The 14,065-nt window shown below is 73.5% G+C and carries 13 protein-coding genes and 2 tRNA genes; 4 read left to right on the top strand and 11 right to left on the bottom strand.

The window, feature by feature from the left end; all coding sequences use genetic code 11:
* Positions 1-86 precede the first annotated feature (86 nt).
* The gene (locus F593_RS23345) at positions 87-2,057 is read right to left on the bottom strand and encodes a DUF1593 domain-containing protein (RefSeq protein ID WP_022928164.1); all 1,971 of its coding nucleotides are present in this window, start codon (positions 2,055-2,057) and stop codon (positions 87-89) included.
* Positions 2,058-2,109: 52 nt separating this feature from the next.
* A complete protein-coding gene (locus F593_RS23340; RefSeq protein WP_022928163.1) occupies positions 2,110-3,657 on the bottom strand; it encodes a DUF1593 domain-containing protein in 1,548 nt (515 codons plus the stop codon).
* 303 nt (positions 3,658-3,960) lie between these two features.
* Here F593_RS23340 and F593_RS27935 point away from each other — a divergent pair, with 303 nt between their 5' ends.
* Positions 3,961-6,606 (top strand): DUF1593 domain-containing protein, encoded by a 2,646-nt coding sequence (locus tag F593_RS27935; protein WP_169449171.1) that lies wholly within the window; start codon positions 3,961-3,963, stop codon positions 6,604-6,606.
* Positions 6,607-6,659: 53 nt separating this feature from the next.
* Here F593_RS27935 and F593_RS31275 read toward each other — a convergent pair whose 3' ends face one another.
* From F593_RS31275 to F593_RS0107590, 3 genes are all read right to left on the bottom strand, one after another.
* Positions 6,660-6,833, bottom strand: a complete 174-nt coding sequence (locus F593_RS31275; RefSeq protein WP_022928161.1) for a hypothetical protein — start codon at positions 6,831-6,833, stop codon at positions 6,660-6,662.
* A 74-nt stretch (positions 6,834-6,907) separates the two neighbouring features.
* Positions 6,908-6,979: transfer RNA gene (locus tag F593_RS0107595), tRNA-Thr, on the bottom strand.
* 83 nt (positions 6,980-7,062) lie between these two features.
* On the bottom strand, positions 7,063-7,512 hold the full coding sequence (locus tag F593_RS0107590) for a winged helix-turn-helix transcriptional regulator (protein ID WP_169449170.1): 450 nt from the start codon (positions 7,510-7,512) through the stop codon (positions 7,063-7,065).
* A 137-nt stretch (positions 7,513-7,649) separates the two neighbouring features.
* On the opposite strand from F593_RS0107590, the gene F593_RS0107585 reads away from it, so the two are divergent.
* Positions 7,650-8,519: an NmrA family NAD(P)-binding protein gene (locus F593_RS0107585; RefSeq protein WP_022928159.1), complete on the top strand. Its 870-nt coding sequence runs from the start codon at positions 7,650-7,652 to the stop codon at positions 8,517-8,519.
* A 76-nt stretch (positions 8,520-8,595) separates the two neighbouring features.
* Here F593_RS0107585 and folE read toward each other — a convergent pair whose 3' ends face one another.
* Positions 8,596-9,219, bottom strand: coding sequence for a GTP cyclohydrolase I FolE (folE, locus tag F593_RS23330; protein WP_022928158.1), 624 nt, complete (start codon positions 9,217-9,219; stop codon positions 8,596-8,598).
* A gap of 133 nt (positions 9,220-9,352) precedes the next feature.
* Here folE and F593_RS0107575 point away from each other — a divergent pair, with 133 nt between their 5' ends.
* On the top strand, positions 9,353-9,802 hold the full coding sequence (locus F593_RS0107575) for a type II toxin-antitoxin system RatA family toxin (protein ID WP_022928157.1): 450 nt from the start codon (positions 9,353-9,355) through the stop codon (positions 9,800-9,802).
* Positions 9,803-9,985: 183 nt separating this feature from the next.
* On the opposite strand, the gene F593_RS30570 is transcribed toward F593_RS0107575, so the two are convergent.
* The 3 genes from F593_RS30570 to F593_RS0107560 are packed head-to-tail and all read right to left on the bottom strand — an operon-like array spanning position 9,986 to position 11,815.
* Entirely contained in the window at positions 9,986-10,564 is a 579-nt protein-coding gene (locus tag F593_RS30570; protein ID WP_022928156.1) for an FKBP-type peptidyl-prolyl cis-trans isomerase, read from the bottom strand.
* A gap of 35 nt (positions 10,565-10,599) precedes the next feature.
* Complete coding sequence (locus F593_RS0107565; RefSeq protein ID WP_022928155.1) at positions 10,600-11,064, bottom strand: DUF3037 domain-containing protein; 465 nt, start codon at positions 11,062-11,064, stop codon at positions 10,600-10,602.
* Positions 11,048-11,815, bottom strand: coding sequence for a HipA family kinase (locus tag F593_RS0107560; RefSeq protein WP_022928154.1), 768 nt, complete (start codon positions 11,813-11,815; stop codon positions 11,048-11,050). Before F593_RS0107560 ends, F593_RS0107565 begins: the two co-directional genes overlap by 17 nt.
* Positions 11,816-11,920: 105 nt before the next feature.
* On the opposite strand from F593_RS0107560, the gene yczE reads away from it, so the two are divergent.
* Complete coding sequence (gene yczE, locus F593_RS0107555) at positions 11,921-12,574, top strand: membrane protein YczE (RefSeq protein WP_022928153.1); 654 nt, start codon at positions 11,921-11,923, stop codon at positions 12,572-12,574.
* 107 nt (positions 12,575-12,681) lie between these two features.
* Here yczE and F593_RS0107550 read toward each other — a convergent pair.
* Both F593_RS0107550 and rpoD read right to left on the bottom strand, forming a co-directional pair.
* A tRNA-Tyr gene (locus F593_RS0107550) sits at positions 12,682-12,763 on the bottom strand.
* A 128-nt stretch (positions 12,764-12,891) separates the two neighbouring features.
* On the bottom strand, positions 12,892-14,046 hold the full coding sequence (gene rpoD, locus F593_RS0107545; RefSeq protein ID WP_022928152.1) for an RNA polymerase sigma factor RpoD: 1,155 nt from the start codon (positions 14,044-14,046) through the stop codon (positions 12,892-12,894).
* Between the last annotated feature and the right edge of the window lie 19 nt (positions 14,047-14,065).

The raw sequence follows: 14,065 nt of genomic DNA, 5'->3' as shown, positions 1-14,065 counted from the left end.
GGCCGGGTACGCATCTGGTACGGCTCGAGCGCCGGAAGCTGCGGGGCCCGGCGCGGCGGTCGACGCCGCGCCGGGCCCCACGACCGTCAGCGCCGGAGCCGCAGACGCGCCTGCGCGCGCCGGAGCACGCCGTCGGAGCCGCGCGTGGACACGACCGCCGTCACGCGCAGCGCCCCCTTGCCGAGGCGCCGGTAGGCGCTGCGGGTGATCCGGAGCTTCACCGTCGCCGGGCGGCCGGCGGCGACGGAGAGGCTGCGTCGGGCGATGACCCTCCCACCGGCCCGGAGCTGCACGACGCCGCGACAGCGCGACCGCGTGCTCGGCCCGCAGGTGATCCGCAGCCTGACCAGGCGCCGACGGTCCACCCGCAGGCCGGAGCCCACGATCCGCACGCGGCGGTCGATGGCGACGGCGGGCGGTGCGCCGGGCCCGACCGGGCCCGCCGGGGGCCCGCCGGGCGTACCGGGCACCGTCGGGGTCGTCGGCGGACCCGAGGTGGCCGGCTCCCGCACGGTCGTGATGACCCGCACGTAGCGCGTCATGGGGAACGACGCCCGGTCCCGGACCTCCAGGATGGTGTGGATCGTCTGCCCCGGCCGGGCGTCGCCGGGCACCACGAAGCTGGTGGCGAGCGCGTCGGGATCGGCGATCGCCACGTTCCCGGGGTACGTGCCGGCCTCGCGGTACTGCCACCAGGTCGTCGCGTACGCGTCGCCGTCCGGATCGGAGACCGCTCCGGCCAGCCGCACCGTCTGCCCCGGGGAGGCCTCGAGGTCGACCTTGCCGTCGGCGGTGGTCACCACGGGCGGGTGGTTCGCGTCGCTGGGGGTGGCCGTCTGCCACTGGCTGCGGGCCGCTACCTCCTCCTGGAGCGCCTGGATCCATCGCGCCTGGGGCCACGCGGGCGCGTACTGCGGGTCGAACGGGTTCTCGTCCCGGACCCGCGTCGGGTCCTTCGGATCGGTGGTGGCGGTGGGGTCGGCGATGTACGCAGGCTCGTCGGTCCAGCGGTTCTGCCGGGCCTCGACGAAGCGCCCGCCCCAGCCGCCGAACGCGGGGCTCTCCCAGCTCCGCAGACCGTTGGGCAGCAGCGTGAAGTACGCGGGCGAGTCGCCCTCGGACAGGAACTCGTCCGGCGTCTCCGCCGGGAACATGTGGGCGTCGGAGGCCTGCGGGTAGCTCGACATGAGCGGCCCGACCTTGATCCGGCTCATGAAGGGGCCCTTGTTGAAGGCGTCCTCGATCGGGCGAGGCACGTACGGCCCACCCGTTCGCGGCCCGTACCGCCAGGCCCCGTACGCCACGGCCAGGAACTGCGAGCGGTTCACGATCACCGTCACGTCGGGCCAGTTCGGACCGATGTACTCCCGGTAGGTCGCGTCCTGGTCCAGGACGATGTAGACCCGGGCCTTCGCCGAGACGCGCTTGCGGACGGCCTCCCACTGCGGGGTGCCCTCGTACTCGTCCTCGATCGAGCGCAGCGCCGCGGCGATCGTGTTGGTCCCACCCCATGCCTGCAGGAACACCGGTCGCGGGTCGTCGTCCAGGAGGACCTGCTTGATGAAGTCCGAGCCCTCGGTGTCCTTCGCGTACTCGCCGACGTTCGTGATGTTCCCGACCTTGATCAGGCGGTTCATGTGCTCGACCGTCGGGTACCGCGGGTCGTGCCAGCGCAGGTTGTCGACCACGGCCTTGTAGCCCCCGCCGGCCCCGAACGGGCTGCCGGTGCCGTTGATGATCCCCGAGTACACCTCGGTCCCGGCCCAGTCGCGCTCGGCGATCGGCGGATCCGCCGTGGGGTCACCCGCCCAGTGGAAGCGCGAGCTCGAGTAGACGATCGCCTCCACGCTGTCGCGCATGTCGTTCATGTGCAGCAGCAGCCGGTGGAACGACGCGACGTCGTCCTCCTCGGCGTTGCTGGTGATGATCGTGCGGAACGGCGCCTCGGCCGCTCCTGCCGCCCGCGCGTCCGCGGCGAGCCCCCACAGGCCGACCGCCGTCGCGATGAGCGCCAGCCAGACGACGCCTCGGCGTCGCAGACCGCGCAGTGACCCCACAACAGGATGGTGCTCCATCAGATCTCTCCTCGATGTCGTTCGTGGTCGGGCGCTATCGCACGGTGGCGACGACGCGCTGGTAGCTCGTCATGGACGGTGTCCCCGTGTCGCGCACCTCGAGGATCAGGTGGATCGTCTGCCCCGCGGTCGCGTCCCGCGGCACCGTGAACGTCGTCACCGGCAGCGCGGCGGGGCCGGCGGCACGCAGGTCGACGCGCCCCGGGTAGGTGCCGGCCTCCGGGTAGTGCCACCACGACGACGTCACCCGCTGGCGGTCGGGATCGGTCGCGAGGCCGGCCAGCACCACGCGCTGTCCCGGCCGCACCCGGACGTCGCGCCGACCGAGCACGCGGGCGGCCGGCTCGTGGTTGGCGGAGCGCCGGTCGGGGGTGACCGTCCACCGCAGACGCGCCGCGAAGTCGTGCTGGATGGCGCGCCACCAGCGGAGGGCGTGGAAGTCCGCCGGCTTGGTGCCGGTGCTCAGATCCGCGTCGCCCGCCTCGCCGGTCGCCGAGCTGTAGAGGTACGGGTTCGTCGGGTTCCGCACCTGCCGGCCGCCCCAACCACCGTTGCCCGGCCGCTCCCAGCTGCGCAGGCCGTTGTCGATCAGCAGGGCGAAGTTCGACGAGTCGCCCTCGGAGATGAACGACCCCGGGGGCTGCAGGCCGATCCACACGTCGTACCCCCGGGCGATCAGGTTCTCCCGCGAGTTCTCCGGCTTCGTGCTGTCGAATCCGAAGAAGTCCTCGGCGTCGAAGCCGTCGGCCATGAACCGCCCGTCGCCCCACACGCGGTACAGCGCCCCGAGCGGCCCGACGGAGGTGACGTTCGCGCGGGTCCACGCCGGAGCGATGAGCTCGCTGTCGGCCGCGCCGATGACGCGGCGCGCGCCGTAGCCCCAGATGCTCGTCGCGACCTCGCGGTTCTCGAGCTGCGGCCACGCCGGCTTGATGTACGTCTCGTACGTGTCGTCCTGCGCGCCGTAGCGGGTGATGACCGCCTTGCGCGAGACCTTCTCGCGGATCGCGTCCCACTGCGGCGTTCCGGCGTAGCGCTCCTCGATGTCCTTCAACGCCCGCGCGATCGTGTTGGTCCCGCCCCACGCCTGCAGGAACACCTGACCGGGCCGCCGGTCGAGCAGGGCGTCGGCGATCAGCTTCGAGCCCGGGGTCGACGCGGCCATGTCGCCCTCGAGCGCGATGTTGCCGACGCGATACGTCGCCCGCAGCTCGTCCGCGGTGGGGAAGTCCCGGTCGTGCCGGCGCAGGTTCTCGTCGACCTGGTCGTACGCGTCGAGCGCATCCTCGACGTGCGACTGGCCGGCCTTCCACCGGTGTGGCGGCGTCACGCCGTCGCCGGCCCAGTGGTACTCGCTGCTGCCGTAGACGAGACCCTCGATCTGGATCTCGTTGCTGTAGAGCAGCATCCGGATCAACGAGTTGAGGTCGTCGAGCTCCGGGTCGGTGGTGACGATCGTCCGCGGCTTCGCGTCCCCGTGGACCCCCGGCCAGCCGCTCGCGGACGCGGCGGTCGTGGACGCCCCCGCGAAGCAGGCAGCAGTGACGAGCGCCGCGGCGGCGGCGCGCTTGAACAGCGGCATGGTGACCCTCCCAGGTCGTTCCTGCGGTGCCGCTGCATGAATATTCAACTCCGAATGCAGCGGATGGCCAGGTCTACCCGACGTGTGAACGGGTTGTCAAGGGCTCCGCGTACACCGGCCACGGGGCCGTACTTGACCCAGAGCACACATCCTGCATATGTTGGATGCAGAGCCATTCGCACCTGACTGGATATTCAGCACGACGACTGGCTGACGTCTCAGCGGTCGGACAGGAGAGAGATGCCGGAAAGCCGAGGGTCCTCGAAGTGGCACGCACTGCTCGCCAGATGCGCGTCAGGGCTGGTGCTATTGCTGCTGCTCACCGCGGCGCTGCTGGCCCTGGGCTCGCGCCCGGCGCTGGCGGCGCAGGACGCGCCGCGGGTGGTCATCACGACCGACGGCGAGGGCGACGACATCGCGTCGATGCACCGCTTCCTCCTCTACGCCAACGAGTTCGAGGTCGAGGGCATCGTGAGCTCCGCCTCGCAGTGGCACTGGGCGGGCGATCCGGACGCCACCCCGCCGATCCCCGCCAACAGCTGGCACGGGACCGACTGGATCCCCGAGCTCATCGACCGCGGCTACCGGGAGGCCCACCCGCGGCTGCTGCAGCACGACCGACACTACCCGCGTCCGGAGGCGCTGCTGCGCGTCATCAAGCAGGGCAACATCGCGCGCGGCGCCGAGATGGCCCGGAACACGGAGGGCTCGGAGTGGATCAAGGAGATCCTGCTCGACCGCGAGCCCGGTCCGGTCTACCTGCAGGCGTGGGGCGGGACCAACACGATCGCGGCGGCGCTGCGGTCGATCCGCGACGAGTACGCCGGCACCCCGCAGTGGGACGAGATCTACCGCGAGGTCTCCGACAAGGCCGTCGTCTACATCATCCAGGACCAGGACAGCACCTACCGGAACTACCTCGCGAAGGCCTGGCCGGACGTCCGCACGATCATCAACCGCGACCAGTTCGAGGCGTTCGCCTACAGCTGGCCCGGCTACAACGCCCCCGCCGGCCGCAGGCTCCTGCAGAAGGACTGGGTGTCGGCGAACCTCCTGCGCGGTCCGCTGATGAGCGACTACCCGGTCATCGGCAACGGCTTCACCAGCCTCTGCCGTCCCGCGGCGATGTGCCAGGACGGCGACTGGTTCTCCGAGGGCGACACGCCGGCGTTCCTGCACACCATCCCCACGGGGCTGCGCCAGCTCGAGGACCCGGCCAACGGCGGCTGGGGCGGCCGCTTCCTGAAGGTCGGGGACCGGCTCTGGATCGACGACCCGCGCTACTTCGGCATCGATCGCTACCGCGCCGTCGACCGCACGCCGGAGCCCATCGAGACCGCGACGCTCGCCGCCGCGGCGAAGGCCGGGGACACCGACGCCAAGTTCACCTGGGTCGACGTGGCCGGGCACACCGGTTCGATCCCGTTCCGCGCCGGCGACCGGGTCACGGTCGGCACGGGCGCCGCCGCCGAGACCAGGACCATGGTCCGCACCGGCACGGGGTCCTCCGCACCGATGCGGCTGCCCGAGCCCGCCGCGGCCGGCAGCACGAACGTGCCGTACATCGCGTCGGGCCGCAGCGCCGTGGAGCTCGGCAAGGGCGCGCCGCTGACGATCGGCACGGGTGAGAACCGCGAGACGGTGACCATCACCGACGTCGGCTCGCCGCGACTCGAGACGACGGCCGCCGCCCCGGCCGCGGCCGGCGACACCGTCCTGAGGGTCGCCCGGACGGGGAACTTCTGCATCGAGTTCGCCAACTGCCTGACCCCTGCGACCGTGAGGAGCGGCGACGTCCTGACGATCGGTACCGGCGCGGACCAGTTCACCGCGACGGTGGCCTCCGTCGGCACGCCCTTCGCCTCGGGCAGCGGGCTCACGCTCACCGCGCCGCTCCCGGCGGCCGTGGCCGGCGGCACCGCCGTGCTCTCGCGCGGCACCGGCTTGACGGTCACGCCCGCACTCACGGCCGCGCACGCCGCCAACGAGACCATGACGTCGCCCGGCTCCGGCCTGGAGCTCGACGAGCCGCTGCGCGGGGTGCACGCGATCGGCGCGCCGGTGACGAGCGATCACAGCCCGCACTGGCCGCAGTCCCGCTGGACCGAGGCGATCCAGAACGACCTCGCGGCGCGCACCGCGTGGACGGTCGATCCCCTCGAGGCGACGAACCACGCGCCGCGGGTGGACGGCCCGCTGAACGTCGAGGCCGCACCCGGCCAGACCGTCCGGCTCGCCGGCACGGCCACGGACCCGGACGGTGACGACCTCGTCGCCCGGTGGTGGCAGTACCGGGAGGCCGGCACCTACGACGGCGACGTGACGGTGGCGGGCGCGTCCTCCCTCGACGCGTCCTACGTCGTTCCGGAGAACGCGAAGCCCGGCGACACGATCCACACGATCCTCGAGGTCCGCGACGACCGCGCGCCGTACATGACCGGCTACCACCGCGTCATCACGACGGTAGGCGAGAAGCCCGCGGGCGGCGGCCCGACGCCCCCGCCCGTCCCGAACCCGCAGCCCCCGGTCCCGGGGCCCGGCCCGAAGCCGGTCACCCCGGCCAAGCCGTCGTACGGCCGAACGGTCGCCGCGCTGCGCGCGCAGCGCAACGCGGCCGCCGCGACCCTGCGCCGCCTCGGACTGGGCAGGCTCCTGGGCAGGGGCGCTCGCCGCACGGTGACGGTGGACCAGGCGGGCACCTACACCGAGCAGGTGCTCCTGCGGGTGCGTCGCAACGGCAAGCCGGTGCGCACGGTCGTGGTCGCGCGAGGGACGCGCCGGTTCGCCGCGGCGGGGCGGGCCACCATCACGCTCAAGCCCACCGCGGCCGGGCGCCGCGCCCTGCGCGGCCAGCGTCGGGCGACGCTCACCGTCCGCGTCACCTTCCGCCGCGCGTCCGGCGGCAAGGCGCTCGTGACGAGCCGTACCGTCCGGGTGTCGCGCCGGTAGAGCGGCCGCACGAGCGAGAGCGAGGGGATGTGCCGCGGGGCCGGCCGAGGCCCCTACCGGTACTGCGCCATGGCGATGGCGTCAGGGCCGGCGGGGAACCGGAGCTGGCCCGTCTCGTCGTCCGCCGCGCGCCACACGGCATCCACCACGTCCGCACCTCGCAGTTCAGCCGCGAGTACCGGCGGCAGTTCGGCCTGCCGCCCGGGCAGGATGCGCGGCGACTCCATGCCCTTCAGGGCGCCGCTGCGGACGGATCGCCCCCAACGACGAAGGCCTCCGCGTTGCGGAGGCCTTCTGCCAGAGCCCTCTTGGGGATTCGAACCCCAGACCCCTTCCTTACCATGGAAGTGCTCTACCACTGAGCTAAGAGGGCGGGACGCAGAAGGGTAGCGAAGAGTCGCCGAGCGCGCACGCTGCCGCCGCGGCGCCACGCCGACGGCCTCGCCCGGCGGCGGCTCAGGCCCCGCCGCGACCGGCGTCGTAGGCCGCCTGCGCGGCCTCGACCTCGCCCATGGAGTCCTCGAGCAGCTCGACCAGGCCGCCCAGCCGCTCCGCGGTGCGCTCGCCCAACGGGGTCAGGCGGTACTCCACGCGCGGCGGGATCGAGGCCTGCACGTCGCGCAGCACGAACCCGTCGCGCTCGAGGGCTTGCAGGGTCTGGGCGAGCATCTTCTCGCTCACCCCGTCGATGCGGCGGCGCAGCGCGTTGAAGCGCACGGGACCGGCGGCGAGCCCCACGAGGGCGAGGACGCCCCAGCGGCCCGTCACGTGCTGGAGGACCGTACGGGACGTGCAGCCGCGGGCGAAGACGTCGACGACGAACGCCTGCTCGGCCCCGCCGACCGGGACGTCGCCGGCGACCTCCGCGGACTCGGGTTCCACGGCACTCTCGGGACTCGTGCTCACCCCTGCAGCGTAGCGCGCCCGTACGACGCCAACCGACCGCACTTTCCGTTCCGGATGCGCTTTCGAAAAGTTTGTGTAGAGTCGGTCGTCGGACGACGCCCCAGGGGCGCCGCGAACCACCACCACGGAGCACCCCCATGACCATCACCGTCACCGGCGCCACGGGCCACCTCGGCCGCCTCGCCGTCCTGAACCTCCTCGACCGCGGCGTGGCCCCGGGCGAGATCGTCGCGGCCGTCCGCACCCCTGCCAACGCCGCCGACCTGGCCGAGCGCGGGGTGCAGGTCCGCGAGGCGGACTACAAGCGCCCCGACACGCTGCGCACGGCGCTCGCCGGCACCGACCGCCTGCTCCTCGTCTCGTCGAACGTCGTCGGCGAGCGGGCGTCCGACCACGCCGCCGTGGTCGACGCCGCGGTGCAGGCCGGCGTCTCGCTCCTCGCCTACACGAGCATCCTCAACGCGGACGCGACGGCGATGAAGCTCGCCGGCGAGCACCAGGAGACGGAGGCGCACATCCGCGCCTCCGGCCTGCCCTTCGTGTTCCTGCGCAACGGCTGGTACACGGAGAACTACACCGCGTCCCTCGCCCCCACGCTCGAGCACGGCGCGCTCCTCGGGGCCGCCTCGGACGGCAAGGTCGCCCCGGCCGCCCGCGCCGACTACGCCGCCGCGGCGGGCGCCGTCCTGACGGGCGAGGGCCACGAGGGCCGCGCCTACGAGCTGGCCGGCGACCGCGAGGTCACGCTGCGCGAGCTGGCGGCCATCGTCGCGGACCTCGCCGGCAAGCCGGTCGCCTACCGGCAGCTCCCCGAGGCCGAGTTCGACGGCGTGCTCGCCGGCGCCGGGGTCCCGGCCGCGATGGCCACGATCCTGGCCGACTCCGACCGGGGTATCGACCGCGGCGAGCTGCGCAACGACTCCGGCGACCTCGCGCGCCTCATCGGCCGCCCGACGACGCCGATCGAGGACACGTTCCGCGCGGCGCTGCAGGCCGTCACCGCCTGACCCCGGCCCGGCGGCGCCCCGAGGCGAGGCGTCGCTGCCCGGGCCCGATCACGCGAGGGCCGGGCGTCGTCGCGCCTCAGCGCACGAGGTCGAGGAACTCGGCGCGCGTGCGGGCGTCCGTCCGCAGCGTGCCGCGCAGGGCCGAGGTCTTCGTGCGGGTGCCGGACTTCTTGACCCCGCGCATGACCATGCAGAGGTGCTCGGCCTCGAGCACCACGCCGACGCCCTTGGGCTGCAGCGTCTCGGTCAGCCAATCGGCGATCTGCGCGGTCAGGCGCTCCTGCACCTGCAGGTCGCGCGAGTAGGTGTCGACGATGCGCGCGAGCTTGGAGAGCCCGACGATCCGCTCGCCCGGCAGGTACGCGACGTGCGCGATGCCGTGGAAGGGCAGCAGGTGGTGCTCGCAGAGCGACCAGAACGGGATGTCCTTCACGACGACGAGCTCGTCGTAGGCGGCATCGTTGACGAACGTCGTGGCCTCGAAGGGCTCGGGCTGCAGCATCTCGGCCCACGCCTTGGCCACCCGCTTGGGCGTGTCGGCGGTGCCCGGGGCGTCGGGGGCCTGACCCAGCGCGGCCAGCAGGTCGCGGGTCGCGGCCTCGACGCCGGCCACGTCGACCTTCCGGGCGACCCGCGCCGGGCGCTCGGCGCCGTGGCCCGTCTCGTCGCGGTCGGTCACCGTCGGCAGGTCCTCACTCATCGCCGGTGAGCGTAGCGGGCACGGAGCCGCGCCCCCGGCGGGAGCGGAGCGACCTTCTCGGGTACCGTGCCGCGCAGGTGCTCGCCCCGGCCGCAGCGGCCGGGGCCGGCGAACCCCGACGGAAGGGCAGCACGTGTCAGGACTTGGTGGATCCGCGAGCGGCGAGATCGACGCCCCGATCGAAAGGGTGTGGGCGACGCTGACCGACATCGAGACGATCGACCAGTGGCAGGACGGCATCGTCTCCGTGACCGCGAAGGAGCGCGACGCGGAGGGCCAGGTCGTCCTCGCCGACGTCACGGCCGACGCGAAGGTCAAGGAGCTCACGGTGACCACCCGCTTCGCCCGGCAGGCGCCGACGCGCCTGTCCTGGAAGGTGGAGAAGGGCGACGTGAAGAAGCTCGACGGCTCCTGGACCCTCGAGGACCTCGGCAACGGCCGCACGCGCGCGACCTACGAGATCGAGGTCGATCCGGGCCGCATGCTGGCGATGCTCGTCCGCGGGCCCGTCGAGGACAAGATCCGCGAGCGCCTCGTGAGCAAGCGGCCGGCCGAGCTGGCCGCACGGGTCGCGAAGGGCTGACCCGCCTCGGGCGGCCGGGGCGCCCCTCGAGGGTGCCCCCGTCGCCGCGCCCGACCCCGGCCGAGATCGGGCACCGGCGCGGGTCCGGTGCCGCCGGGGCCCAGCCCGGCTGCGGCTCGCTGCCGCCTCGGCTGGCCCCGGGGAGCTGATCGACCCCGGGGGCCGATCAGCCCTCGGGGTCGATCACCCCTGGGGCTTCGGGGTCGCCTTCACCAGGTCGATGACGAAGACGAGCGTCGCGCCGGGCGGCACGGAGCCGTTCGGCGTGCCCTGGTCGCCGTAGCCCTGCTCGGCGGGGACGACGAGCACGCGGCGGCCGCCCGGCTTCATGCCCGGGACGCCGTTGATCCAGCCGTCGATCAGGCCGCCCTTCTCGAGCGGGAACGCCACGTTGTTCGGCGTGCTGTCCCACGAGCTCTCGACCTTCTCGCCGCCCCAGACGGCCAGGGTGTAGCGCACGTCGACGGTGTCGCCGAGCTTCGCGGCCTCGCCGTCGCCGACCACGACGTCCTTCTGCACGAGGTCGGCCGGAGCCTCGCCCTTCGTGGCGGGGATCGTGGGGGCCTTCGAGACGTCCTTCCCCACCGCGGCGGCGAGGGCGTCGACGCTGGCCGACGACGCGCCGCCGCCCGCGGACTCCGTCGCGGCGGACTCGGCGCCGCCGTCCTTCACGTCCTTCGCCGTCCGCTCCTCGCCGCAGCCCGCGCCGGCCAGCGCGAGCAGCACGAGGGGGACGGGGATGAGCCTGCGCGGGGAGAGCATCCGGGCAGGGTATCCCGGAGACCCGCGCCGCCGCCTCACCGCGGCGGGGCGACGAGGCGCGCCACGAGCCGCCCCAGCGCGGCGACGGGGTCCTCGCAGATCCCGGTGTGGACCGGCGAGGGCTGCACGATCGTGTTCGAGGGGGCCGCGAGCCAGCCGAAGCGGTCCGAGCGCGGCATCGCCGCGATCGCGCCCGCGTCCGCCTCGCCGCGGGCGACCCGCGCGAGACCGTGGAGGTGGTCGCCCAGCGCGTCGAGGTCCAGCGCCGGGTCCAGGGACCGCAGGCGCTCCTCGTCGACGTGCAGCCCGAGGTCCAGGAAGCGGTGGCGCCGGGCGTGCAGGACGACGCCGACGTTCAGCCCCTCGCCGCGCTCGACGGACGGGACCACGCGCAGCACGGCGTACTGGAAGATCTCGGGGGTGCCGTGGGTCTCCGTGGACGGGCCGCGCTCGGCGCGCGCCTCGGGGTCGGCGCCCCGGGCGTCACGCGGTGCGGGCACGCTCGGCCTCCTCCACCCAGGCGCGCGGCCCGGTGATGCGGGCCAGGAGGTCCTGGACGACGAGCTCGGGCCCGCCCTCCCCCAGCCACTGCTCGGGCACCTCGGAGACGATGGCCCGCAGCAGGTCCTCCGTCACGTGCCGGGCCAGCCGCGCGTCCGCGGCCTCGATCGAGCTCGCCCGCGGCAGCAGCACGTGGTCGCGGATCGCGGCGAAGCGCCCCTTCGCGCGGGCGGGGTCGAGGCCCGCGTGCTGGCGGTAGAGGGACGCGCCGTTGTCGATGAGCCACAGCCGGCCGTGCCAGGTCAGGAGGTTCGGGTTGCGCGGCGTGCGGTCGACGTTCTCGACGAAGGCGTCGAGCCACACGATCGCCGCGGCGAGGTCGGCCGGCGGCTGCGGTCCGGCGGCCGGCGTGTAGGGCAGCGCGCGCGGCAGGAAGTCCAGGCCGACGTTCAGCCCGGCGCTGGCGGCGACGTGTTCCTGGATCTCGGGGTCCGGTTCGGCCTGCGAGAGCTCGATCGGGAGCTCCACGAACGCGAGCTCCGGGAGCAGCAGGTCCAGGTGCGGCTCCTCCATCGCCAGGGTGCGGACGAGCTCGCCGACGACGATCTCCGCCACGAGCACCTTCGTGCCCTGCGCGGCGCCGGAGAGCTTGACGACGTAGAGCCCGTCGTCGTCCGCCTCGACCAGGGCGGGGACGGATCCGCCCTCGCGCAGCGGCGCGACGTAGCGGGTGGCGTGGACCGTGCGCACCGGCGCAGCGTATCCGGCGGGCCCCTCCGGCGACCGCGCCGAGGACAGGCCACCCGTGCGCAACCGGCTCTGGTCGCCCTGGGCGCGGAATGCGATCGTGGCCGGATGCTTCCGCGGCGCCTGGCGCAGCTCTTCGCCGGCCTGATCCTCTACGGCCTCTCCCTCGCGGTGATGTACCGCGCGGCCGTCGGCCTCGACCCGTGGGACGTCTTCCACCAGGGCGCTGCGGACCGCATCGGCTGGAGCTTCGGCACGGTGACGATCGCCACCGGTGTCGTCGTCCTCCTGCTCTGGATCCCGCTGCGGGAGCGGCCGGGCGTCGGCACCGTCGCCAACGTGGTCGTCGTCGGCCTGGCGGCGGACGCGGGGCTGGCGCTCATGCCCGAGCTGCACGACCTGGCGCTGCGGATTCCCGTCTTCGCGGCGGGGCTGGTCCTCAACGGCGTGGCCGGCGGCGCGTACATCGGCGCCCGGCTGGGCCCGGGCCCGCGCGACGGGCTGATGACCGGGCTGGCGCGCCGCACGGGCGGACGCATCGGGCCGATCCGCACCGGCATCGAGCTGACGGTGCTCGCGGGCGGCTGGCTGCTCGGCGGCGACGTCGGGCCGGGGACGGTCGTCTACGCGGTGACGATCGGGCCGCTCGTGGCGTTCTTCCTGCCGCTGATGACCGTGCCGGAGACCCCGCAGGGCGGGGCACCGCCGCCCCCGGGATCCGGCCCGGCGCGGGAGCCCGCCCCGACCGCCGTGCCGTCCTGAGGCCTGACCCGGCAGCGCCCCGAACGGGCGGCGCGGCAGGTGCCCGAACGATCGGCGCGACGCCCCCCGGAACGACAAAGGCCCCGCGGTGCGGGGCCTTCGGCAGGTGGGGGGAACAGGATTCGAACCTGTGTAGGCAGAGCCAACGGGTTTACAGCCCGTCTCCTTTAACCACTCGGACATCCCCCCGAGCGATGCTGGATCCTAGCGAGGCGGCGCGAATCGTGCCGCCTCGCCCACGGGTGCCCCGAGCCGTGCCGACGTCCTCCGCGAGGCGCCGACCGAAGCTCGGGGTGGGGCCCGGTCCCCTGGCCCGCTCAGACGGTGTCGCGGAGGCGCTGCGACTCCGGCAGCGACTCGAGCTTCTTGAGCGTGTGGCTCTCGATCTGACGGATGCGCTCGCGGGTGACGTCGAACGCGCGGCCGACCTCCTCGAGCGTCGAGGGCTGGTCGCCGGAGAGGCCGAAGCGCATCTCGATGACCTCGCGCTCGCGCTTGGGCAGCGTCGAGAGGGCCCGGCGGACGTGCTCCTTGCGCAGCTGCTCGCTCGTCATCTCGAACGGCGACTCGGCGTCCTTGTCCTCGACGAAGTCGCCGAGGGAGGACTCCTCGTCCTCGCCGACGGGCTTCTCGAGCGAGATCGGCTGCTGCGACATGCGCAGGATGTCCCGCACGTCGCGGACCTGCATGTCGACCTCGTCCGCGATCTCCTCCGGCGTGGGCTGCCGGCCGAGGGACTGGACGAGCTGGCGCTCGACGTGCACGACCTTGTTGAGCTTCTCGACCATGTGCACCGGGATGCGGATCGTGCGGCCCTTGTCCGCGATCGCGCGGGTGACGGCCTGGCGGATCCACCACGTCGCGTAGGTGGAGAACTTGTAGCCGCGGCGGTAGTCGAACTTCTCGACCGCGCGAATGAGGCCGAGCGAACCCTCCTGGATCAGGTCGAGGAAGCTCAGGCCACGGCCGAGGTAGGCCTTGGCGATCGAGACGACGAGGCGCAGGTTGGCCTCGATCATCTGCTGCTTGGCCTGCATGTCGCCGCGCTCGATGCGCTTGGCGAGGGTGACCTCCTGGTCGGCCGTCAGCAGCGCCACGCGGCCGATGGACCGCAGGTACATGCGCAGCGAGTCCAGGCTCGGCTCGACGGTCAGGTCGATCTGGGGGCGCTCCTTCGGCGCCGCCCCGGCCTCGCGGTCCTTGCGCGACCCGGCCTGCTCGAGCCGCTCGGCCTCGCGGGCGGTCTTGTCGGTCGCGTCGGCCTCGCCGTGGACCACGTCCACGCCGAGCTCCTCCAGGTGCGCGTGGAACCCGCGGAGCTGCTCCTTGGTGACCTCGGCCTCCTCGAGCGCCGCGGCGATCTGGGCGACGGTCAGGAAGCCTCGCTCCTGACCGTCCGCGATGAGCGTTCGCATCTCGTCGATCTCGGTGATCGGCGTCTCGTCGGCCAGCAGGGCCTCGTTGGTGCTCACGTCGGAACTTCCCCTCGTG

This window comes from Patulibacter americanus DSM 16676 (genome assembly GCF_000420025.1).
GTDB classification, from domain to species: Bacteria; Actinomycetota; Thermoleophilia; order Solirubrobacterales; family Solirubrobacteraceae; genus Patulibacter; species Patulibacter americanus.
Note: the sequence above shows the minus strand (reverse complement) of the source record. Positions and strands in the feature narration are given on the sequence as shown.

Bases quoted from the DNA above. Each gene is read 5' to 3' on its own strand.
- F593_RS23340 (WP_022928163.1), bottom strand. From the start codon at position 3,657: ATGCCGCTGTTCAAGCGCGCCGCCGCCGCGGCGCTCGTCACTGCTGCC.
- F593_RS31275 (WP_022928161.1), bottom strand. From the start codon at position 6,833: ATGGAGTCGCCGCGCATCCTGCCCGGGCGGCAGGCCGAACTGCCGCCG.
- F593_RS0107585 (WP_022928159.1), top strand. From the start codon at position 7,650: ATGACCATCACCGTCACCGGCGCCACGGGCCACCTCGGCCGCCTCGCC.
- folE (WP_022928158.1), bottom strand. From the start codon at position 9,219: ATGAGTGAGGACCTGCCGACGGTGACCGACCGCGACGAGACGGGCCAC.
- F593_RS30570 (WP_022928156.1), bottom strand. From the start codon at position 10,564: ATGCTCTCCCCGCGCAGGCTCATCCCCGTCCCCCTCGTGCTGCTCGCG.
- yczE (WP_022928153.1), top strand. From the start codon at position 11,921: ATGCTTCCGCGGCGCCTGGCGCAGCTCTTCGCCGGCCTGATCCTCTAC.